The organism is Serratia sp. JSRIV002 (assembly GCF_019968725.1).
Classification (GTDB): domain Bacteria; phylum Pseudomonadota; class Gammaproteobacteria; order Enterobacterales; family Enterobacteriaceae; genus Chania; species Chania fonticola_B.
This window is the reverse complement of the sequence record NZ_CP074143.1, coordinates 5466453-5488179: the sequence shown is the minus strand read 5'-3', so window position 1 is coordinate 5488179 and position 21727 is coordinate 5466453. Positions and strand designations below refer to the sequence as shown.

Genomic DNA, 21727 nt, shown 5'->3' with positions numbered 1-21727 from the left:
AACCCTATTTTATGCTGCTTTTCGGGTGCTTTTCGTGATGGGTGACTATAGTTAATCACGTGGCTGGCGAATTAAGCCCGCGCTTAATTGGCAACGGACGCATTAGATAACCTTAAATTTGACTCAGTTAAGTCCAGCCAGATTTATCTAAAACTGACAACCAAGAGTAACGGAGAGATTATGAACAAAGATCAAGCCGACGGTAACTGGAAGCAGTTTAAAGGTAAAGTGAAGGAAAAATGGGGCAAGCTGACCGATGACGATATCACCGTGATCGAAGGGAAACGCGAACAGCTGGTCGGTAAAATCCAGGAACGCTATGGCTACCAGAAAGAGGCAGCCGAAAAAGAAGTCAAAGCCTGGGAAGAACACAGCAAGTATCGTTGGTAGCGCGATGAGCCGCTGAGTATTGCGGCGCTACGACACCATCCGGCCTGGCAGATTTCCCCCCTGCCACGGCCACGGGAACAAGGATGTACCCGCTCCCTCCTGCAACCCAATCCGCTTATTTTTTCTTCACCACAATGCTGTGGTCATGATCGCAATCGTGTTGGTTTTCACAATTTTCTACCACCACACAGGCAGAACACAGACCGTGGGCTTCCACTACGCTGTGGCGCAGCACAAACCCTGATTCTTGAGCCAGTTTCTGCAAGGTTTCTTCCACCCCTTCGGTAGTACGCTCCGTGACCTGTCCGCAGCGATCGCAGATAAACAGGGCGGAGGTATGCATTGGCTGTTCGAAGTGGTGGCACAGCACATAGCTGTTTGCCGATTCAACGCGGTGGATAAATCCCTGTTCCAGCAAGAAATCCAGTGCACGATAGACCGTAGGTGGTTTGGCCTGCGGCTCTGCCACACGCAGTAAATCCAGCAAATCGTAAGCGCTGATGGCGCCGGGTTGCTCAGCCATCAGGCGTAACACTTCCAGCCGTTGCGGGGTCAGTCGCACGTTGCGTTGCTGACAGAGTTGTTCAGCCTGCGCGAGCAGCTTTTCCTGGTTGGTTGAGTTCATGGCAATTATCCGGCTATGCAAAGAAGCCGATTTTATCATGTTTCAACGCAATCGCCGAGGGTTGCCCCGCTTTCCCTGGATAACGCAGCAAATCGGGCGATTTTGCGCAGCAAGACTAGGCACAATGAGATGTGGATCACGATTTGCCGCTTTATGTCATAGGCTCCACTCGGGCACGGCGGTATAACCCGTAAGGTGTCAAACCTTTCAGGAGCCTGGGATGTCAGAAAGAGAGAAATTGCTGCGTGGTGAGGTATATAACAGCCGTGATGATGAGCTGATTGCCATGTACCATCGGGCGAGGAGCCTGACTAAACAGCTCGCAGCATTGGACTCACCTCAGTCTGAAGAGAAACAGCGTCTGTTGCGTGAGTTGTTTGCAGCATGGGGTGATGACAGCTGGATTGAATTACCGTTCTGGTGCGACTATGGCCAGCATATCAGCATTGGCAGGAATTGCTTTATCAACGTCAATGCGGTGTTTCTTGACTGCAACACCATCACCATTGGTGATAACACGCTGATTGGCCCAAACGCGCAAATCTACACGCCAAGCCACCCGCTCAAGGCCAGCGAGCGGTTTACCGGCAATGCCGATTTTCCGTTCCATACCTCAGCCAAGCCGGTGGTGATTGGCAGTAACGTCTGGATTGGCGGCAACGTGGTGATCCTGCCTGGCGTCACCATTGGTGATGGCACTACCATCGGCGCAGGCAGCGTGGTGACCGAGGATATTCCGGCTAACGTGTTGGCGCTTGGGCAGCCGTGTCGCGTGATCCGACAATTGGAATAGGGCCGAGAGAAAACGTTACCGCTCTGAGATCCTAATCAGAATGAACGACGGTTTCCCCAAGACCGTCGATTGCCGTTATAATAGCCATTTGCGGCATCGGCACAACGCGCTGATTGTCGAGTCCCGGACTTATCAGGTAGCCAGTAACTCAGCATGACGAAAGATATTAATAATACCCAATACGCCGCCAATCGTTTTTCCATTGCCCCTATGCTGGACTGGACCGATCGCCATTGCCGTTACTTCCATCGCCTGCTGAGTAAGGAAACGCTGCTGTACACCGAAATGGTGACCACCGGCGCGATCATCCACGGTAAAGGTGACTACCTGGCATACAGCGAGGAAGAGCACCCCGTGGCTTTGCAGCTAGGGGGCAGCGATCCGGCAGCACTGGCGCACTGTGCCAAACTGGCGGAACAGCGTGGCTATGACGAGATCAACCTTAATGTCGGTTGCCCGTCGGATCGGGTACAAAACGGCATGTTTGGTGCTTGTCTGATGGGGCAGGCGACCTTGGTGGCCGACTGTATCAAGGCGATGCGCGACGTGGTGTCGATCCCGGTGACGGTAAAAACCCGTATTGGCATTGATGATCAGGACAGCTATGAGTTCCTGTGCGATTTTATCTCTACCGTTGCCGGGCGTGGGGAATGCGATATGTTCACCATTCATGCCCGTAAAGCCTGGCTTTCCGGCCTGAGCCCGAAAGAAAACCGTGAAGTCCCTCCGTTGGACTATCCGCGTGTTTATCAGTTGAAACGTGACTTCCCGGCGTTGACCATTGCGATCAACGGCGGCGTGAAAACGCTGGAAGAAGCCCAACAGCACCTGCAGCATCTGGACGGTGTGATGATGGGGCGCGAGGCGTACCAAAATCCTGGCATTCTGGCGCGGGTGGACAGCGAGATTTTCGGCCGCCAGAGCGAGGTGATGGACAGCGTGGCGATTATCGAATCGCTGTATCCGTACATCGAGCGCGAGCTAGCGAACGGAACCTATCTGGGTCACATCACTCGCCATATTCTTGGCCTGTTCCAGGGCATTCCTGGCGCGCGGCAGTGGCGCCGCCATCTGAGTGAAAATGCCCATAAGCCAGGGGCCGATGTGCGCACCGTCGAACAGGCTTTGGCATTGGTGCGCTCACCTCGCACTGAAATGGCATAATCGGCAAAAAATTTGACTAAAAGTTGGTTTTTTTGACCAATGGCGCCACCGGTTGTGGCGCTATTTTTATATAATTTCAATAAGTTATCATTGACTTCAAGTTGGCACGTTTCTTGTAAAGAACAAGACAGACCTATTGTTTTGCCAAGGAGCAACCCATGTTAGAACTGTTCTTTCTGATCGGCTTTGTCGCCATGCTGCTGGTAACGGGTATTTCACTGCTGGGCGTGATGGCTGCGTTATTTGTGGCCGCGGCTTTTATGCTGCTGGGCGGGCTGTTTGCCATGGTGTTTAAACTGCTGCCGTGGCTGATCCTGGCGGTGGTTGGCGTGTGGATATACCGTTCTATGCAGAAACCACAGATACGGCGCTATTAATATTTTTTGCCTAAATATCAGTCAGTCACGCTGAAACTCACTAGGCAGATTGCTTGCCAGTGTGGCGGGGATCACAGCTTGATGTTTTAAAAGCGAATGCGGCACATTAATCATATTTTTTACTTATCGAGGCTGCTAGGATGGCTCTGCAGCAGTGATGCTAATCATTTTCATCACCGCGAGAGCTGACAAGAGTGTTGCTTGAAGCAACCCCCATCTCTGGCGGACTCTGCTCTACCCCTACAAAGCGCTGTAAACTAGAAAGGGCCCCTTATAGGGCCCTTTCTTTTTGCTGCTACAGGCCAGGGATCAGCAGGCTGGAACCGCTGGTCTGGCCGCTTTCCAGGACCTGGTGTGCCCTCTGGGCATCTGCCAATGCAAACTTCTGTGTCGCTTTCACATCAACTTTAATCGCACCGCTGCCAATCAGCGAAAACAGCTCGTTACTGGCAAACTGCAATTCCTGACGGTTGGTGATGTAACCATTGAGCGAAGGGCGGGTGACGTAAAGTGAGCCTTTCTGATTGAGTAACGCCAGATCGACACCGGTAACCGGGCCAGAGGCATTACCAAAGCTTACCATCAGCCCGCGGCGCTTCAGGCTGTTCAATGAGTCCTGCCAGGTACTTTGCCCTACGGAGTCATAGACCACGTTAACCTTTTCGCCGTTGGTCAGTTCAGCTACGCGCTGTGCGATGTTTTCCTGGCGATAGTTGATGGTGGCCCAGGCGCCGGCACGCAATGCCTGCTCGGCTTTCTCGTCAGAACTCACGCTGCCGATCAGTTTGGCACCCAACGCTTTGGCCCACTGGCAGGCGATCAGCCCAACCCCCCCGGCGGCGGCATGGAACAGGAATACCTCGCCCGGCTTGATCTCATAGGTTTGTCGCAGCAGATAATGTACGGTCACCCCTTTGAGGAACGAGGCAGCACCCTGTTCGAAAGTGAGGTTATCCGGCAGGATAGCTACCTTTTCCAGCGGGACGTTGTGAACTTCGCTGTAGGCACCGAGTGCGGACTGGGCATAAACCACGCGATCGCCCGGTTTGACCGCGCTGACACCTGCCCCGACCTTGATGACTACCCCAGCCGCTTCGGTACCTAACCCGCTAGGGAAGTTTGCCGGTGGGTACAGGCCGCTACGTACGTAGGTATCGATATAGTTGATACCGATCGCCTTGTTCTCGACCTGAACCTCCCCCGCAGCGGGATCGACAGGAGTAAAATCAACATACTGCAGCACTTCTGGGCCGCCGGTGGCGGAGAATTGGATGCGTTTTGACATGTCGCTACCTCGTTTAAATGGCTGTTTTCACCCTACGCTTATCAGCCCACACTATCTAGCTCGTTGCGCAGTGATTAATCCTTTTTTGCGCAGGGAATCATGACTGAAAATCACGTATACTCTTGCGTCAGCTACCCCCATTCGCAACTGAATAAAGAATAGGCTTCATGGCAGGCAAAAAACCAACCAACAAGACAAACACGTACGAACCCAGAGACCGCCAGATGGAAGGGCTGAAGATGCCGCCACATTCGCTGGAGGCGGAGCAGTCCGTGTTGGGCGGTTTGATGCTGGATAACGAACGCTGGGATAACGTGGCGGAGCGCGTGGTCGCCAACGACTTCTTCAGCCGTCCACACCGCCTGATCTTTACCGAAATGCAGCGTCTGCTGGAGATGAGCCGGCCCATCGACCTGATCACGCTGTCCGAATCGTTGGAACAGAGAGGCGATCTGGAAACGGTGGGCGGTTTTGCCTATCTGGCAGAATTATCGAAAAACACCCCAAGTGCGGCCAACATTGGTGCATATGCCGACATCGTACGTGAACGTGCGGTAGTTCGTGAAATGATCTCCGTCGCCAACGAAATCGCCGATGCGGGTTACGATCCGCAAGGGCGCAGTAGCGAAGATCTGCTCGATCTGGCGGAATCCCGGGTATTTCAGATCGCGGAAAACCGTGCCAGCAAAGATGAAGGCCCCAAAGGTATCGAACGTATTCTGGAAGATACCGTCGCCCGCATTGAACAGCTCTATCAGCAGCCGCACGACGGTGTTACCGGCGTAGACACCGGCTATCACGATCTCAACAAGAAAACCGCCGGTCTGCAAAAGTCTGACCTGATCATCGTCGCGGCCCGTCCGGCAATGGGTAAAACCACCTTCGCGATGAACCTGTGCGAACATGCCGCGATGACGCAGGATAAACCGGTGCTGATCTTCAGCCTGGAGATGCCCTGCAACCAGATTATGATGCGTATGCTGGCCTCGCTGTCGCGCGTGGATCAGACCCGTATCCGTACCGGCCAACTGGATGACGAGGATTGGGCGCGGATCTCGAGCACCATGGGGATCCTGCTGGAGAAGCGCAATATGTATATTGACGACTCCTCTGGCCTGACGCCTACCGAAGTGCGCTCCCGCGCGCGGCGTATTTTCCGTGAACATGACGGGATCAGCCTGATCATGATCGACTACCTGCAGTTGATGCGCGTGCCGTCACTCTCCGACAACCGTACCTTGGAGATTGCTGAAATTTCCCGCTCGCTCAAAGCGTTGGCGAAAGAGCTGCAGGTGCCGGTGGTGGCACTGTCGCAGTTGAACCGTAGCCTGGAACAGCGCGCCGATAAGCGCCCGGTTAACTCCGACCTGCGTGAATCTGGCTCCATCGAGCAGGATGCCGACCTGATTATGTTCATCTACCGTGATGAGGTTTATCACGAGAACAGCGATCTGAAAGGGATTGCCGAAATTATTCTGGGTAAGCAGCGTAACGGCCCGATTGGTACCGTACGCCTGACCTTTAACGGCCAGTGGTCACGCTTCGATAACTATGCGGGGCCACAATATGATGACGAATAATCAGCTAAGGAATTGAAATGAAAGCGGCAACTGCTGTTATCGATCGCCGCGCCCTGCGACACAACCTGCAACAGATCCGTCGCCTGGCGCCGCAAAGCCGCCTGATTGCCGTGGTGAAAGCCAACGCCTATGGACATGGCCTGTTGGAAACGGCTCATACCTTGCAAGATGCCGACTGTTACGGCGTAGCGCGTATCGGCGAAGCATTGATGCTGCGTGCCGGTGGCATCGTTAAACCGATCCTGCTGCTGGAAGGTTTTTTCTGTGCTGAAGATTTGCCCGCGCTGGTGGCGAATAATATCGAAACCGCCGTTCACAGCATCGAACAGCTTGAAGCGCTGGAGCAGGTTGAACTGGCGCACCCGGTATCGGTATGGATGAAGCTCGATAGCGGTATGCATCGTCTGGGCGTGCGTCCGGAACAGGCAGAGGCGTTCTACCAGCGTTTGAGCGCCTGTCGCAACGTGGTTCAGCCTGTCAATATCATGAGCCACTTCAGCCGCGCCGACGAGCCCTTGGTGGATGCTACCGAAAAGCAAATCAGCTGCTTTGAGCATTTCGCCAACGATAAGCCGGGCCTGAAGTCGATCGCGGCTTCCGGTGGGATCTTGCTGTGGCCACAGGCTCATCGTGACTGGGTACGCCCGGGGATTATCCTGTATGGCGTATCCCCGTTGGAGAAGCCCTACGCCGATCATTTTGGGCTGCAACCAGCCATGACGCTGAAATCCAGCCTGATCGCGGTGCGTGAGCATCGAGCTGGTGAACCGGTGGGCTACGGCGGGCTATGGGTGAGTGAACGAGATACCCGCCTGGGCGTAGTGGCGATGGGCTATGGCGACGGTTATCCACGCAGTGCGCCTTCTGGCACGCCGGTATGGCTGAACGGACGTGAAGTACCGATCGTCGGCCGCGTCTCCATGGATATGATTTCCGTCGATCTGGGGCCGGATGCCAGCGATAAGGTGGGTGATGAAGTGGTTTTGTGGGGCAATGAGCTGCCGGTTGAACGGGTGGCTGCCTTTAGCGGCATCAGCGCCTATGAGCTGATCACCAAGCTTACCCAGCGCGTCACGATGGAATATATAGGCGAGTAACTTCCCCAAGTCTCACACTACTGCGTAAGGGCGCCGCATGTGCGCCCGCTTAACGTATTAGGTGAGGAGGAGCTTTACTTCTTCACTGCCAGCCACTGGCCGATAATCTTCTGATACTCCCCGCTGGCCTTGCTCAAGTGCAGCCACTGATCGACATACAGCTTCCAACTCATATCATCACGCGGCAACATATAGGCCTTCTCACCGTACTGCATCGGCTTATCCGGGTTCACCGCACACAGCTTGGGATAACGTTTCTGCTGGTACAGGGCTTCGGAGGCATCGGTGATCATCACGTCGGCCTTGCGATCCACCAACTGTTGGAAAATGCCCATATTATCGTGGGACAGCGTCAGGTTGGCCTTGGGCAGATGAGCACGGACAAAGGCTTCGTTAGTGCCACCGGCAGGCTCGATCAGCCGCACCGCAGGTTTGTTAATCTGCTCAATGGTGCGGTATTTTTTCACGTCGGTACAACGTACCAGCGGGATCTTGCCGTCGGTATCAAGCCGCTCGGCAAAAAACACCTGCTTCTGGCGTTCCAGCGTCACTGAGATCCCCCCCATGGCGATATCACATTTCCCGGCCACGAAGTCAGGCGTCAGGGTTTTCCAGGTGGTTTTTACCCATTTCACTTTGGCCCCCAGACTGTTGGCCAGCGACTCGGCCATAGCGATATCAATGCCTTCGTAGCTGCCATCCTCTTTCAGGAAGGTGTAGGGCTTGTAATCGCCGGTGGTACAGACCGTCAGCGTTTTTTGCTGCAATACCTTGTCCAGATTGGATTGTGCGTTGGCGCTCCCGGTGGCGACCAGCAAGGCGAGAGGCAATAGTTTTTTCATCAAATTTCCTTTTCATGTCGACAAATACATTTGTGGTTTTATGCGCGGTTTTGCCGTTAATTGTTGTTGGTTTGCGTAATTTGGCCGTTTTTTATGCCATTTCTGAGCAAGGAAGCTGGCTTTGCTGCTATGTCTCTCACAACCCGCCAGCACCGATGGTTGCAAGGCTAAAAAAGCTGCTAGTCTGTAGCGTCAATATTTATTAACACATTTTACAGGTGGCTATGTACAACATTGACGATTTTGATATGAAAATCCTGACGCTGTTACAGGCCAATGGCCGTCTGACCAATCAGGAACTGAGCGAACTGGTCGGGCTTTCGGCCTCGCAATGCTCGCGCCGCCGTATCAGCCTGGAGCAGGCCCAGTTGATCAAAGGGTATCACGCCAGGTTGGCACCGGAGGCGATGGGATTAGGACTGGTGGGGCTGATAGAGGTAAGCCTGCTGACCCATACCCAAGAGCAGATCGACAGTTTCCATCAGATGCTGGCAGAAGTGGACGCAATTGTTGACGTTTATAAAACTACCGGCGATGCCGACTACCTGCTGAAAGTGGCGGTAGCAGACCTGCCAGCGTTAAGTGAGTTTATCAGCCAGAAGCTTTCCCGCCATAAAAGCGTCGGGCATATCAAAACGGCGGTGGTGCTGGAACGGATCAAAGAAAACGGTTTGCTTCCGGTGACCAGATAAAGCTAAAACCCAACGCCGATTTGTGGCTATATTAGGGACTGTGCCCGAACAACCAAAATCAGGAGAACCAACCCGTGTTCCAGAATGTTGAAGCCTATGCAGGTGACCCGATCCTGTCGCTGATGGAAAAATTCAAAAAAGATCCCCGTGCGCACAAGGTGAACCTGAGTATTGGCCTTTACTACAATGAGCAAGGCATCATCCCACAGATGAAGGCCGTTGCCGCTGCTGAAGCCCAACTTAACAGCGTTGAACAGGGGGCCTCGGTCTACCTGCCGATGGAAGGCCTACAGCCTTACCGTAGCGCAATCCAGCAACTGTTATTTGGTGCTGAACACCCCATGCTGCAACAAGGGCGCATTGCCACCGTTCAAACCGTGGGCGGTTCTGGTGCGTTGAAAGTGGGGGCTGACTTCCTGAAAAGCTATTTCCCGGACTCTCAGGTTTGGGTCAGCGATCCGACTTGGGAAAACCACGTGGCCATCTTTGGTGGCGCCGGTTTCAAAGTGAATACTTACCCCTATTTCGACGGTGAAAAACTGGGGGTGAAATTTGATGCCATGCTGAGCACGCTGCAACAGCTGCCGGCCAAGAGCATTGCCCTGCTGCATCCTTGCTGTCATAACCCGACCGGTTCCGATCTCACCAATGCCCAGTGGGATCAGGTGGTTAACGTGATCGCCGAACGTGAACTGATCCCGTTCCTCGACATCGCCTATCAAGGCTTTGGCGGCGGAATGGATCAGGATGCCTACGCCATTCGCGCCATTGCTGCTGCCGGTTTGCCGTGCCTGGTGAGCAACTCATTCTCGAAAATCTTCTCACTGTACGGTGAGCGCGTGGGTGGGCTTTCTGTGGTGTGTGAAAGCAGCGAAGCCGCCGAGCGTGTGCTGGGGCAGCTGAAAGCGACCGTGCGCCGTAACTACTCCAGCCCACCGAACTTCGGTGCTCAGGTGGTGGCAAAAGTGCTGAACGATGCGCAGTTGAAAGCGCAATGGTTGGCCGAAGTGGAGTCCATGCGCAACCGTATTCTGGAGATGCGTAAAGCGCTGGTCGAAACGCTCAAGGGCGCGTTGCCACAGCGTAACTTCGATTACCTGCTCGAGCAGCGCGGCATGTTCAGCTACACCGGCTTCAGCGCGGCTCAGGTTGACCGGCTGCGTGAAGAGTTCGGTGTCTATCTGATCCACAGCGGTCGTATGTGTGTGGCGGGCCTGAACCACAATAACGTTCGTCAAGTGGCCGAGGCCTTTGCCGCGGTGCAGTAACGAGCTGAATGCATTGATTTTAGGGGCGATAGCGATATCGCCCCTTGTTGTTTCTGCGTGCTGGCGGTTGCCGCCAACTGGATAAAGAATATACTGACTGAGGGCGCTGAGATTTTTCTCATGCGCCATCAAGCCTTGCTTTCAGCGACCAGGCGCGGTTCTCTATCTGATTGGCAGGGTATCTGGCTGGTAACAGCATACTCACAGTGGTTCGCGCCGCATTGTGTCTTTCGGGAAATAACCCAATGAATAACTCAGCACTGCTGGAATACTGCATGGCGAAACCTGGCGCACACCAAAGCGATCAAAACCAATGGCAGGCCAGCCAGATCAAGGTGGGTGATGTCATGTTCGCTATGGTGTGTGAAGTGCAGGGTCGCCCAGCGTTGGCGATCAAAAGCAGCCCGGAGCTGGCGGAAAGCCTACGTGAGCAGCATCCGGAAATCGTCCCCTGCGAACATTTGAATAAAGCCCATTGGAACGCGGTATTTCTGGACGGCAACTTGCCCAATTCGCAGTTTTATCATTTGATCGACAGCTCATATCGTTTGGTGCTGGAAGGGTTGCCCGATCAGGTGCGCCAAGAGCTGCGCATTTGAATTTATAGGTGGCCAGGCCTGTTGGCTCAGAGTGGCGACAGGCCAGAGGACTACGCCCCCGATACCTATGGGGAAATTTTATTTTGTAGGCCAATATCGTTTACTGCGTTATTTAGTTCTGAGAAACAGGATTGGCAAGGTTTTTTTTTGGTTTAATTCCACTAATTAGTTTATTTTCTATTAATTGGTGCATATTTTAATATTGATAAAAATAGGGTGATAATTTATTTTCAATACACGGAGCTGTTAATTAAGAGAGTTCTCATTGGAATTTAAATTATGACTGTGTTATTAATGCGTCTATATCAATCTGCTTAAAGGCAAATAAGGATAAGGGATCCGTAGGGGAACCTACTAAAAGGAAATTTAATTATGAAACTGCATCATTCAATATTTCTCGTACTGCCACTGCTCGTTTATTCCTCATTATCATTGGCGGCGCCAAATTGTGCAATAAAAGAACAAAAACTGCGAGAGCAGCTCGAGTACGCGACGCGTTATGGCAATGTCCATCGTGTTGAGGGGCTGAATCGGGCCTTGGCCAATGTGCAGACCTACTGCCACGGTGGTTACAAAGGCCGTTATAATAGATACGATTATGCACCTGCCACTCAGCCGTTCGAATTCGATCGCCAGTATGATATTGCCAAGAAGCAACGTAAGGTAGAGAAAAGAAAACAAGAGCTATATGAAGCACAGCTCAAAGGCAAACCGAGCAAAATTGCTAAGCGACAGAGAAAATTAGCTGAGGCCGAATTTGAACTGAAGCAGGTGGAGTCATGGGGAAGGTAGCCTTGCCGATATGAGTATATTTTAGCTGCAGATAAATAATGCTGAATTTGGGTGGTGAGAGTTATTTCACCACTGCGCGGCACTTACATATCCGTGTGATAGTTAAAACCCCAAATCCGCTCCTGCCATTCTAAGGTGGAAACTTATTGCTGTCCCTAGGTTGCGCCGTAATAACGGCCAACATGCCGAGCTTGGTGTTCGGCATGTTGGCCACGGTGTTATCTCTGCAACATCGGTTTCAGGAACCGCGCGGTATGAGACTCTTTACAGTTGGCCACGGTTTCCGGCGTGCCGGACACCAGGATCTCACCGCCGCCGCTGCCGCCTTCCGGCCCCAGATCGACGATCCAGTCCGCCGTCTTGATGACGTCCAGGTTGTGTTCAATCACCACGATGGTGTTGCCCTGATCGCGTAACTGATGCAGTACCGCCAGCAACTGCTGGATATCGGCGAAGTGTAGGCCAGTAGTAGGCTCATCGAGGATATACAGCGTCTGACCAGTACCCCGCTTCGACAGCTCACGCGCCAGTTTCACACGCTGCGCCTCACCACCGGAAAGGGTGGTGGCAGACTGCCCGAGACGGATATAGGAAAGCCCAACCTCCATCAACGTTTGCAGCTTACGCGCCAAGGCGGGCACGGCATCGAAGAAGTCACGGGCTTCCTCAATGGTCATTTCCAGCACTTCGTGGATGTTTTTACCCTTGTACTTCACTTCCAACGTTTCGCGGTTATAGCGTTTGCCTTTGCACTGGTCGCAAGGCACGTAGATATCCGGCAGGAAGTGCATCTCAACCTTGATCACGCCGTCGCCCTGGCAGGCTTCGCAGCGGCCGCCCTTGACGTTAAAGCTGAAACGGCCCGGCGTGTAGCCACGGGTACGGGATTCAGGTACCCCGGCAAACAGTTCACGCACCGGGGTGAAGATCCCGGTATAGGTGGCCGGGTTAGAGCGTGGCGTACGGCCAATGGGGCTCTGATCGATATCGATCACCTTGTCGAAATGTTCCAGGCCGGTCACTTCGCGGTAAGGAGCCGCTTCGGCAATGGTTGCACCGTTGAGCTGGCGTTGGGCGATCGGGAACAGCGTATCGTTGATCAGCGTCGACTTGCCGGAACCGGAAACGCCGGTAATGCAGGTAAACAGCCCGACAGGCAGCGTAAGCGTCACGTCTTTCAGGTTGTTGCCGCGTGCGCCGCTGAGTTTCAGCACTTTGGTCGGATCCGCGGGCACGCGTTCGGCCGGAATGGCGATTGAGCGCTTGCCGCTAAGGAACTGGCCGGTCAGTGAATCCGGTTGGGCCATGATGTCATCGACGGTGCCTTCCGCTACCACCTGGCCGCCGTGAACACCGGCACCAGGGCCGATATCGATCACGTGGTCGGCTGCGCGGATCGCGTCTTCATCGTGTTCTACCACGATCACCGTGTTACCCAGGTTACGCAGGTGGATCAGGGTTTCCAGCAAGCGTTCGTTATCGCGCTGGTGCAGGCCAATAGATGGCTCATCCAGCACGTACATCACGCCTACCAGACCAGCACCGATCTGGCTTGCCAGGCGAATACGCTGGGCTTCACCGCCGGACAGCGTTTCCGCAGAGCGTGACAGTGAAAGGTAGTTCAGCCCGACGTTAACCAGGAACTTCAGACGATCGCCGATCTCTTTCAACACCTTCTCGGCGATCTGGGCACGTTGACCGCTCAGCTTCATATTCTGGAAGAAGGTCATGGCATGGCCGATGCTGAGCTCAGAGATCTCCGGCAGCGTAGTATCTTCCACGAACACGTTACGGGCTTCTTCACGCAGGCGGGTGCCACGGCACGAGGCGCAAGGACGGTTGCTGATAAATTTGGCCAGCTCTTCACGCACCGCGCTGGATTCGGTTTCTTTGTAGCGGCGCTCCATATTATGCAGCACGCCTTCAAACGGATGGCGGCGCACGGTGGTGTCACCGCGATCGTTGATGTATTTGAATTCGATCGACTCTTTGCCCGAACCGCTCAGTACCGCTTTCTGCACGTTGGCATCCAGGCTGCTGAACGGGGCTTCCACATCAAAGCTATAGTGCTCCGCCAGCGAGCGCAGCATCTGGAAATAATAGAAATTACGGCGGTCCCAACCGCGGATAGCCCCACCGGCCAGAGAAAGCTCGGGGTTCTGAACCACACGCTCAGGATCGAAGAACTGCTGCACGCCCAGTCCGTCACAGGTTGGGCAGGCGCCGGCCGGGTTGTTGAACGAGAACAGCCGGGGTTCCAGCTCGCGCATGCTGTAGCCGCAGATGGGGCAGGCAAAGTTGGCGGAGAACAGCAGTTCATCGGCCTTTTCGTCATCCATATCGGCGACCACGGCGGTACCGCCGGACAGTTCCAATGCGGTTTCAAACGATTCGGCCAAACGCTGTGCCAGATCGTCACGCACTTTGAAACGGTCCACTACCACTTCAATAGTGTGTTTCTTTTGCAGCTCCAGTTTTGGCGGATCGGAGAGATCGCACACTTCACCGTCGATACGCGCGCGGATATAGCCCTGGGTTGCCAGGTTTTCCAGCGTTTTGGTGTGTTCGCCCTTACGATCTTTCACCACCGGGGCCAACAGCATCAGGCGTTTGCCTTCCGGCTGGTTGAGCACGTTATCCACCATCTGGCTGACGGTTTGTGCTGCCAGCGGAACGTGGTGATCCGGACAACGCGGTTCGCCGACGCGGGCAAACAGCAGGCGCAGGTAATCGTGGATCTCGGTGATGGTCCCGACCGTGGAGCGCGGGTTATGCGAGGTCGATTTCTGTTCGATGGAGATCGCCGGGGACAGACCTTCAATATGGTCGACGTCCGGTTTTTCCATCAGCGAAAGAAACTGGCGAGCGTAGGCAGAGAGCGACTCAACGTAGCGCCGCTGCCCCTCGGCATACAGGGTATCAAAAGCCAGTGAGGACTTGCCTGAACCTGATAAACCGGTGACGACGATCAGCTTGTCGCGCGGGATAATCAGGTTGATGTTTTTGAGATTGTGGGTTCGAGCACCACGAACTTCGATATTGTCCATTTACACTTCCCGTCTTGATGATACACCGCGCCTGTCTGCGTTCTTTTGTGGGCGATTATGTGATCTATTGCGCAAAAAAACGGCTCGGCCAGTACGAAACGCATAATTATGGCACAAAAAAACCTGAATGAATATCCAGTATACGAATGCAACAAGGTCGATCGCCGGGACATTTTTGGAAGGCACTTCGCAGGTATAATCTAAGCAGGTGGCATGCTACAATTTGTGGTTTAGACTATCCAAAATGTGGTCTGAATCCACTTAAATGACTCATCGGGAGATCGAACATGGCCAGCAGAGGCGTAAACAAAGTAATTTTGGTCGGGAATCTGGGTCAAGACCCTGAGGTCCGTTACATGCCTAATGGCGGCGCAGTTGCCAACATTACCCTGGCGACCTCCGAGAGCTGGCGTGACAAGGCTACTGGCGAGCAGAAAGAAAAAACGGAATGGCACCGCGTGGTGTTGTTCGGCAAGCTGGCAGAAGTGGCGGGTGAATACCTGCGTAAAGGTTCCCAGGTTTACATCGAGGGTGCATTGCAGACCCGTAAATGGACCGATCAGGCGGGCGTAGAAAAATACACCACCGAAATCGTGGTCAACGTGGGTGGCACCATGCAGATGTTGGGCGGCCGCCAAGGTGGTGGTGCTCCAGCAGGCGGCGGCGCTCCAGCGGGTGGCCAGCAGGGCGGTTGGGGTCAACCTCAGCAGCCACAGGGTGGCAACCAGTTCAGCGGTGGTCAACAGCAGCAGGCTCGCCCAGCGCAAAACAGCGCACCAGCGGCCAGCAACGAACCGCCAATGGACTTTGACGACGATATTCCGTTCTGATTGCGCCGTTTTGTTGAAAAATACCAGCAGCCTTTGGCTGCTGGTATTTCAGTGTTAGCCACATCGCCATCTATCTCTTCGAGTTCAACTTGCTTACCTAAATGCTCTCACCGCGCGCTCGTTTAATGTCTTGGTAAGCTGCGTTTGCCTCGGGGTCATCTGCTTTATAAACGATATCGGGCAAACTTGTCCTATTTCGACCATCCAGCCCAGATAGTGACATTAAGTGTTGCAGTAGATCCTTGTGTCGAGTCTTGGAGCAAAAAGGAAGGAGATAGTTATCGAGATGTTTTCCTTGAGGATTCTCAATCTCTAATGTGAGTGCTTTTAGGTAAGCATTTTTTTGTGATGCGCCCCAGTCAATCGAAAAGCCAGCTCGGTGGCAAAGTTCGCTATGAACCAGCAGCATTGTTCTGCCGTTTCCATCAAGAAAAGGATGGCCCCAGGCAAAGATACCCATCACCGTTCCCGGTTGTCGCCTTAGGATGGCAGCATCGTTGCCCTTGGATAAGCCCCACTCGATTGCGTGTTGGCAACGCTCGGAGACTTCGAATTGTATTCGCTTGCCTTTGCTCACCAATCGGCCGACCCCTAACATTAGCCTATCCTGACCGGCCCAAGGGTAAAACTCGCCGAAAAGTAAGCGATGAACTTGCAGGAAATTCGAATAGGTGAGTTTACCTTTGATCGCGTGAAGATATGAGAGCGCCTCTTCAAGATTGGCTTCGAAGAATACATGTTCCTGACGTTTCAGCTCATCAAGATCTTTAATACCCTCAATGTTCCTGAGATATCCTGCCGTTTCATAGTCGCCGAACGGATCGAACATTTTTCACTTCCCTCATATAATTGGTCATTAGACGGGCAAGCTGTCGCCCGCTAATCAAGTCCTTTTTCTTCAGTGCGATAAGCAGCTTCTCTGTTATGTCGAGCTCTATTTCGTCACCGGCCAATCGAGTAACGGATTCGGCAAAGTCATCCAAGCCTGTACGTTGATATTGAATGCCATGTGCAGCGGCAAGTTTTTCGATAAACTTTCGTACACCTTTGGTTGGTAAATCATCGACATCTTGTGATAATAAATAATCCCCGTTAGATATTTTTTGATTATTACTATAGCGGATGGGGATCCCGTTTATTTCCAGCTTGCGTGAAACTCGCTGAGCGCCGATATCAACAATGCAAATATCTTGCCCGGCAATATGGTCTATTTTGATATCTTTGACCGGAGTGTCGAGTTTTTTAAATATCTCTTTGACTACTGTGATACAACGATCTGAATTGTATAGACCCTTATACTGCCGGTGCTCGTTTTTAACGTAAATACCTAAGCCAGGCTTAGTCAGGAAGCCGGAAGCAACCAGATCCCTCAGACTATCTGTGACTTGCGTACGTCCGCCAAGGGCTGAAAGCTCATGGCGCAAAACAATGCTGTCTGGGCTGTTTTCTAACGCTTTTATTAATTTGTCTTTGATTGACATCTCCACACTCCAGTGGTGTGTATATTTTGACCATTTTAGTGCTTTTTAAACCTTTTTTCAAGTTGACTTCAGTTCGTGAGGTCGTGGCCTACATTGGCTCAGCTAGGATGAGTGACTTTATTATTAAAATTTATTTGCAGCGTTCCAGGTCCTCTTGAAAGTACTGAAATATAATTCATCGGGTTTTACTCTATCTGATGATAAGAATATTATAGCGGCAGCGGGGATCTACAAACTGGTAATTAAGTACTTAACTAAACTGCCCCTTTTTAGTAGGAGCAGTTTGTCTAGGGCATTACGCTGAGAAGCCACCGTCAATCGTCAGGCTGGCACCGGTGATATATCCCGCCTCCGGCCCCGCCAGATAAGCCACAAAGCTGGCAATCTCTTCATCCTTACCATAACGGCCAACGGCCATCATCGGTTTCAACTGTTCGGCAAAATCGCCATCTGCCGGGTTCATATCGGTATCTACCGGGCCGGGCTGGACGTTATTGACGGTAATGCCGCGTGAACCCAGATCGCGAGCCATGCCCTTGGTTAAGCCGACCAGCGCCGACTTGCTCATGGCGTAGATCGCTCCACCGGCAAACGGCATACGCTCGGCGTTGGTGCTGCCGATATTGATAATGCGACCATTATCATTCATATGGCGGGCGGCCTCCTGGCTGGCAACAAATACGCTGCGGACGTTAACGGCCAGCGTGCGATCCAGATCTGCTAACGACAATTCCTCCAGGTTACCCATTGCCAGTACGCCCGCGTTATTCACCAGAATATCCAGCTTGCCGAAGCTGTTTACCGTCTGGCGTATAGCCTGTTGCAGAGCCTCTGCGTCGGCACTGTCTGCACGGATGGCAATGGCTTGACCGCCAGCCGCCGTAATGGCTTCAACCACCTCATCGGCTTTATCGGGGGAGGAAACGTAGGTGAATGCGACGGTAGCGCCTTCACGTGCCAGGCGTTTAACGATGGCGGCACCGATACCGCGTGAACCACCTTGGACAAAAGCTACTCGGCCAGACAGAAGTTGGGTTACCGACATGATATCTCTCCAAAAGTTGTAATGGTTATAAATAGCAACTGCAGTATCTGGGAAAACGCAGGCAGGGGATTGCCAAAATGGGCCATGTGCCGGTTGGCTGGCGGGGATGGGTTACATTATAGAGTAGTCTGGTTGTTCCGGTTTGTATTACCGGTTAAAACGCGAAAAGCCCCTTGCGGGGCTCATAATCTGACGATTAGTTAAAAATTTCTGCTGTGCCGTAAAGCTTGTTCTGGCCACCGGCGGAAACGATACGGTAAGAGTTGGCACCGGATGCGGCCGCTTTGCTTGCCAGTTCGGCTTCCAGAGCGCTCAGGTTGCTGGCACCGCTTACGGAAACCACACCGATTTTCTGTGAGTCGGCAGTTGGCTGGCTGGTGACCTGGTCAGCGGCAATGCTGGCGAAAGAAGCGGAAGTTAACAGTACAGCGGTAGCAAAAATTTTGATGCTTTTCATAATTCAATCCTCAGGGGTTTTGTTAGGTGAGAGGCCGTTGTCTCTCGATGTGTTGAATGATAGGCCACTTGGCGGTAATGGAAAATCGGAGAGTTTTGAGTATCTACATCAAATAAATTGAATTATACGTAGGGTTGGCGATAGTTGAAATCACAACTACCTTTTAACCTGGGCGTCAAGGGAGCGAATGTGATGACAACGAATCAGTTTATTGGCAGTTGGCCACTATCGGATTGATGAAGATAAACAGTGCGTCATTCATCGGGTCGAGGGGGGTTCGTTCCCCAACTGGCTGGGTAGCCAGCAGATCCGCTTCTACAGTTTCACTGGCGAGACACTCACATTACGCACCGTACCGTTGCAGCTGGATAACCGCGTGCAAATTGGCGAATTGGTGTGGCAACGGCTCCAGGCCGCTGAGGGAGAAAAATCATGATTATCGTGCATCATCTGAACAACTCGCGTTCGCAGCGCATTTTATGGTTTCTGGAGGAGCTCGGTGTTCCCTATCAGGTTCTGCGTTATCAACGCGATAAAACCACCATGCTGGCACCGCCCGAATTGAAAAAGATCCACCCGTTGGGCAAATCGCCGGTAGTGGTAGACGGCGATCTGACACTGGCCGAGTCGGGCGCCATTATTGAATACCTGCAGGAAGCCTATGACGCACAAGGGTTATTCACGCCCACGGATTTTCACGCTCGCCAGGAGTATCGCTATTGGCTGCACTATGCAGAAGGGTCGTTGATGCCGCTGCTGGTAATGAAACTGGTGTTTAGCCGTTTAGGACACCCGCCGATCCCATGGGTGATACGCCCGATTGCCGGGGCGATCGGTAAAGGGGTACAGAGAGAGTATCTGGATAAGCAGATTGTCACGCATCGCGATTATCTGGAGCAACACCTGAATAAAAGTACCTGGTTTGTAGGCAATGAATTCAGCGCTGCGGATATCCAGATGAGTTTCCCTGTGGAGGCGCTAGCTGGGCGAGGCGGGCTGGAGGGGTGCCCGAAACTGCAAGACTACCTGCAACGCATTCACGCGCGTCCTGCATATCAACGGGCTCTGGAACAGGGGGGGCCGTTTAGCGTGCTGGGGTGAAGGCTTGAACTATACTCGATAGGGTCACTTTCATAGGAGGTAGCCCATGGCTACGCAAATTTTTGTTAACCTGCCCGTCAGCAATTTGCCCGCTTCTATCGAGTTCTTCCGCCAACTGGGGTTTATCTTCAACCCGCAGTTTACCGATGACACTGCCGCCTGCATGGTCGTGAGTGAGAGTATTTACGTGATGTTGCTGACTCACGAGAAATTCCAACTGTTTACCCCCAATCCCGTCAGCGATGCCAACAAAGCGACGGAAGTGCTGATTTGCCTGTCGCAACCCAGCCGTGCTGCGGTAGACGCGTTGGTACGCAAAGCCATTGCCGCCGGTGGCAATACCTATAATCAGCCACAGGATTACGGCACTATGTATGGCCATGGCTTCCAGGATTTGGACGGTCATATCTGGGAGTTGATGTACATGGATGAGCAGGCGATGCAATCGCAATAATCTTTTCCGCCCCAAGCTGTCGGGGCGATCTCTCCTCTTCAAGTCGTAATGTGATAAACCTCACATCTTCAACAATGAGCGATCCCAATACGTTTTCGCATAAATTGTCGCGATCTTTAGTTGATCAGACGGCATAGAAGGCTAGATAATCGTTTGCCTTGAAAATCCCACCCGGTAGCGTTTGGGATTTTTGGGGATAAGACCATCATAAATCACCCGCTGCATGCGATGAGAGTTAAACGTTTGCCTTTTACACGGCGTCTGTTGCCGCGTTCCTGAAGGGTAAGGAAGCGAACGTGACGGAAACGGTTTCGTAATGACCATGCATCAGTGGGATAACAAGCCACTTCATCCAGGCTGGCAGCAATGAAAAACAGGGGACAGCAACATGTCGAATTCTCAAGCAAATAACGCCGTGACACCCAAAGGCGGGCTTGATGCGTATTTTAAACTTACAGCACGGGGTACCAACGTGCGTCAGGAAGTGGTGGCAGGGTTAACCACCTTCCTGGCGATGGTCTACTCGGTGATCGTGGTTCCCAGCATGCTGGGTAAAGCCGGTTTCCCACCGACTGCGGTATTCGTTGCCACCTGCCTGGTTGCCGGTTTGGGGTCGTTGCTGATGGGCTTGTGGGCCAACCTGCCGATGGCGATTGGTTGTGCCATTTCACTGACGGCGTTCACCGCCTTTAGTCTGGTGCTGGGTCAGCAGATCAGCATTCCCGTGGCGCTGGGCGCGGTATTCCTGATGGGGATCCTGTTTACCATTATCTCGATTACCGGTATCCGTTCCTGGATCCTGCGTAACCTGCCAATGGGAGTAGCGCACGGCACCGGCATTGGTATCGGTCTGTTCCTGCTGTTGATCGCGGCTAACGGTGTCGGCCTGGTGGTGAAAAATCCGCTGGATGGTTTGCCTGTAGCGCTGGGAGCATTTACCTCGTTTCCGGTGGTGATGACGTTAATCGGCTTGGCGGTGATCTTCGGCCTGGAAAAACTGCGTGTACCTGGCGGCATCTTGCTGGTCATTATTGCCATTTCGGTTATCGGCCTGATTTTCGACCCGGCGGTGAAATACCAAGGGTTGTTCGCCATGCCTAGCCTGGCGGGGCCGGATGGCAAATCGCTGATCTTCAGCCTGGATATCATGGGGGCGTTACAGCCGGTGGTGTTGCCAAGCGTGTTGGCATTGGTAATGACTGCGGTGTTTGACGCCACTGGCACCATCCGTGCGGTCGCCGGGCAGGCCAATCTGCTGGATAAAGATGGCCAGATCATTAACGGTGGCAAAGCGCTGACCTCTGATTCCCTGAGCAGCATTTTCTCCGGGCTGGTTGGGGCTGCACCTGCCGCGGTTTATATCGAATCTGCCGCAGGTACGGCGGCGGGCGGTAAAACCGGCCTGACGGCCACCGTGGTTGGGCTGTTATTCCTGCTGATCCTGTTCCTGTCGCCGCTGTCCTATCTGGTGCCAGTGTACGCTACCGCTCCTGCGCTGATGTACGTTGGCCTGCTGATGTTGAGCAACGTCACCAAGCTGGATTTCGACGACTTTGTCGACGCCATGGCCGGTTTGCTGTGCGCGGTGTTTATCGTGCTGACCTGTAACATTGTGACGGGCATCATGCTGGGCTTCAGCTCGCTGGTGATTGGCCGCGTGTTCTCCGGTGAATGGCGTAGGCTGAACATCGGTACCGTGTTAATCGCGGTGGCGCTGGTGGCATTCTATGCGGGTGGTTGGGCAATTTAAGCCTTTCTTCTACGGGGCCATCCTCTGGCCCCGTCGTTCATTTCCTTAAGACTATTCT

General features: G+C 53.2%; 23 protein-coding genes. 15 read left to right on the top strand and 8 right to left on the bottom strand.

Going from position 1 to position 21727, the window contains the following annotated elements:
- Positions 1-180 precede the first annotated feature (180 nt).
- Positions 181-390: a CsbD family protein gene (locus KGP26_RS25700; RefSeq protein WP_024483982.1), complete on the top strand. Its 210-nt coding sequence runs from the start codon at positions 181-183 to the stop codon at positions 388-390.
- 115 nt (positions 391-505) lie between these two features.
- Here the strand turns inward: KGP26_RS25700 and zur are convergent, their stop codons facing one another.
- Complete coding sequence (gene zur, locus KGP26_RS25695) at positions 506-1015, bottom strand: zinc uptake transcriptional repressor Zur (RefSeq protein WP_024483981.1); 510 nt, start codon at positions 1013-1015, stop codon at positions 506-508.
- Positions 1016-1235: 220 nt separating this feature from the next.
- Here zur and KGP26_RS25690 point away from each other — a divergent pair, with 220 nt between their 5' ends.
- From KGP26_RS25690 to pspG, 3 genes are all read left to right on the top strand, one after another.
- Positions 1236-1808: a sugar O-acetyltransferase gene (locus tag KGP26_RS25690; RefSeq protein WP_059199028.1), complete on the top strand. Its 573-nt coding sequence runs from the start codon at positions 1236-1238 to the stop codon at positions 1806-1808.
- A 153-nt stretch (positions 1809-1961) separates the two neighbouring features.
- Complete coding sequence (gene dusA, locus KGP26_RS25685; RefSeq protein WP_024528008.1) at positions 1962-2972, top strand: tRNA dihydrouridine(20/20a) synthase DusA; 1011 nt, start codon at positions 1962-1964, stop codon at positions 2970-2972.
- A 158-nt stretch (positions 2973-3130) separates the two neighbouring features.
- Positions 3131-3349 (top strand): envelope stress response protein PspG, encoded by a 219-nt coding sequence (gene pspG / locus KGP26_RS25680; RefSeq protein WP_021180810.1) that lies wholly within the window; start codon positions 3131-3133, stop codon positions 3347-3349.
- Positions 3350-3644: 295 nt separating this feature from the next.
- On the opposite strand, the gene KGP26_RS25675 is transcribed toward pspG, so the two are convergent.
- Positions 3645-4634 carry a quinone oxidoreductase gene (locus KGP26_RS25675; RefSeq protein WP_094982843.1) on the bottom strand — a complete coding sequence of 330 codons (990 nt, stop codon included), beginning with the start codon at positions 4632-4634 and terminating at the stop codon, positions 3645-3647.
- A gap of 167 nt (positions 4635-4801) precedes the next feature.
- On the opposite strand from KGP26_RS25675, the gene dnaB reads away from it, so the two are divergent.
- Together dnaB and alr are read left to right on the top strand one after the other, a co-directional pair.
- Positions 4802-6214, top strand: coding sequence for a replicative DNA helicase (dnaB, locus tag KGP26_RS25670; RefSeq protein WP_024483977.1), 1413 nt, complete (start codon positions 4802-4804; stop codon positions 6212-6214).
- Positions 6215-6231: 17 nt separating this feature from the next.
- Complete coding sequence (gene alr / locus KGP26_RS25665) at positions 6232-7311, top strand: alanine racemase (RefSeq protein ID WP_094982842.1); 1080 nt, start codon at positions 6232-6234, stop codon at positions 7309-7311.
- A 74-nt stretch (positions 7312-7385) separates the two neighbouring features.
- Here the strand turns inward: alr and KGP26_RS25660 are convergent, their stop codons facing one another.
- Entirely contained in the window at positions 7386-8153 is a 768-nt protein-coding gene (locus KGP26_RS25660; RefSeq protein ID WP_223664746.1) for a transporter substrate-binding domain-containing protein, read from the bottom strand.
- A gap of 224 nt (positions 8154-8377) precedes the next feature.
- On the opposite strand from KGP26_RS25660, the gene KGP26_RS25655 reads away from it, so the two are divergent.
- The 4 genes from KGP26_RS25655 to KGP26_RS25640 all read left to right on the top strand — a co-directional run bounded on the left by KGP26_RS25655 (position 8378) and on the right by KGP26_RS25640 (position 11504).
- Complete coding sequence (locus tag KGP26_RS25655) at positions 8378-8845, top strand: Lrp/AsnC family transcriptional regulator (RefSeq protein ID WP_161739182.1); 468 nt, start codon at positions 8378-8380, stop codon at positions 8843-8845.
- Between the two features lie 74 nt (positions 8846-8919).
- Positions 8920-10113, top strand: coding sequence for an amino acid aminotransferase (locus KGP26_RS25650; protein WP_223664745.1), 1194 nt, complete (start codon positions 8920-8922; stop codon positions 10111-10113).
- 245 nt (positions 10114-10358) lie between these two features.
- Complete coding sequence (locus tag KGP26_RS25645; RefSeq protein WP_021180803.1) at positions 10359-10712, top strand: MmcQ/YjbR family DNA-binding protein; 354 nt, start codon at positions 10359-10361, stop codon at positions 10710-10712.
- A 372-nt stretch (positions 10713-11084) separates the two neighbouring features.
- Positions 11085-11504, top strand: coding sequence for a DUF1090 domain-containing protein (locus KGP26_RS25640; RefSeq protein WP_094982840.1), 420 nt, complete (start codon positions 11085-11087; stop codon positions 11502-11504).
- Between the two features lie 218 nt (positions 11505-11722).
- Here KGP26_RS25640 and uvrA read toward each other — a convergent pair whose 3' ends face one another.
- The gene (uvrA, locus tag KGP26_RS25635; RefSeq protein WP_024528000.1) at positions 11723-14551 is read right to left on the bottom strand and encodes an excinuclease ABC subunit UvrA; all 2829 of its coding nucleotides are present in this window, start codon (positions 14549-14551) and stop codon (positions 11723-11725) included.
- A gap of 287 nt (positions 14552-14838) precedes the next feature.
- Here uvrA and ssb1 point away from each other — a divergent pair, with 287 nt between their 5' ends.
- Positions 14839-15381 (top strand): single-stranded DNA-binding protein SSB1, encoded by a 543-nt coding sequence (ssb1, locus tag KGP26_RS25630; protein WP_024483970.1) that lies wholly within the window; start codon positions 14839-14841, stop codon positions 15379-15381.
- A 97-nt stretch (positions 15382-15478) separates the two neighbouring features.
- On the opposite strand, the gene KGP26_RS25625 is transcribed toward ssb1, so the two are convergent.
- The 4 genes from KGP26_RS25625 to KGP26_RS25610 form a co-directional block, all read right to left on the bottom strand.
- Positions 15479-16210, bottom strand: a complete 732-nt coding sequence (locus tag KGP26_RS25625; RefSeq protein WP_094982838.1) for a Fic family protein — start codon at positions 16208-16210, stop codon at positions 15479-15481.
- Complete coding sequence (locus KGP26_RS25620; protein WP_094982837.1) at positions 16185-16862, bottom strand: hypothetical protein; 678 nt, start codon at positions 16860-16862, stop codon at positions 16185-16187. Before KGP26_RS25620 ends, KGP26_RS25625 begins: the two co-directional genes overlap by 26 nt.
- Before the next feature lie 295 nt (positions 16863-17157).
- On the bottom strand, positions 17158-17907 hold the full coding sequence (locus tag KGP26_RS25615; RefSeq protein ID WP_223664744.1) for a 3-oxoacyl-ACP reductase family protein: 750 nt from the start codon (positions 17905-17907) through the stop codon (positions 17158-17160).
- A gap of 196 nt (positions 17908-18103) precedes the next feature.
- Positions 18104-18364, bottom strand: a complete 261-nt coding sequence (locus KGP26_RS25610; protein WP_021180798.1) for a YdgH/BhsA/McbA-like domain containing protein — start codon at positions 18362-18364, stop codon at positions 18104-18106.
- Between the two features lie 211 nt (positions 18365-18575).
- Between KGP26_RS25610 and KGP26_RS25605 the strand changes: the two genes are divergently transcribed.
- From KGP26_RS25605 to KGP26_RS25590, 4 genes are all read left to right on the top strand, one after another.
- Complete coding sequence (locus tag KGP26_RS25605; protein ID WP_223664743.1) at positions 18576-18800, top strand: lipocalin-like domain-containing protein; 225 nt, start codon at positions 18576-18578, stop codon at positions 18798-18800.
- Positions 18797-19465: a glutathione S-transferase family protein gene (locus KGP26_RS25600; protein WP_059199019.1), complete on the top strand. Its 669-nt coding sequence runs from the start codon at positions 18797-18799 to the stop codon at positions 19463-19465. The genes KGP26_RS25605 and KGP26_RS25600 overlap by 4 nt, the downstream gene beginning before the upstream one ends.
- 46 nt (positions 19466-19511) lie before the next feature.
- Complete coding sequence (locus KGP26_RS25595; RefSeq protein WP_021180795.1) at positions 19512-19919, top strand: VOC family protein; 408 nt, start codon at positions 19512-19514, stop codon at positions 19917-19919.
- Positions 19920-20307: 388 nt separating this feature from the next.
- The gene (locus KGP26_RS25590; RefSeq protein WP_039995975.1) at positions 20308-21669 is read left to right on the top strand and encodes an NCS2 family permease; all 1362 of its coding nucleotides are present in this window, start codon (positions 20308-20310) and stop codon (positions 21667-21669) included.
- The last annotated feature ends 58 nt before the right edge of the window (positions 21670-21727 follow it).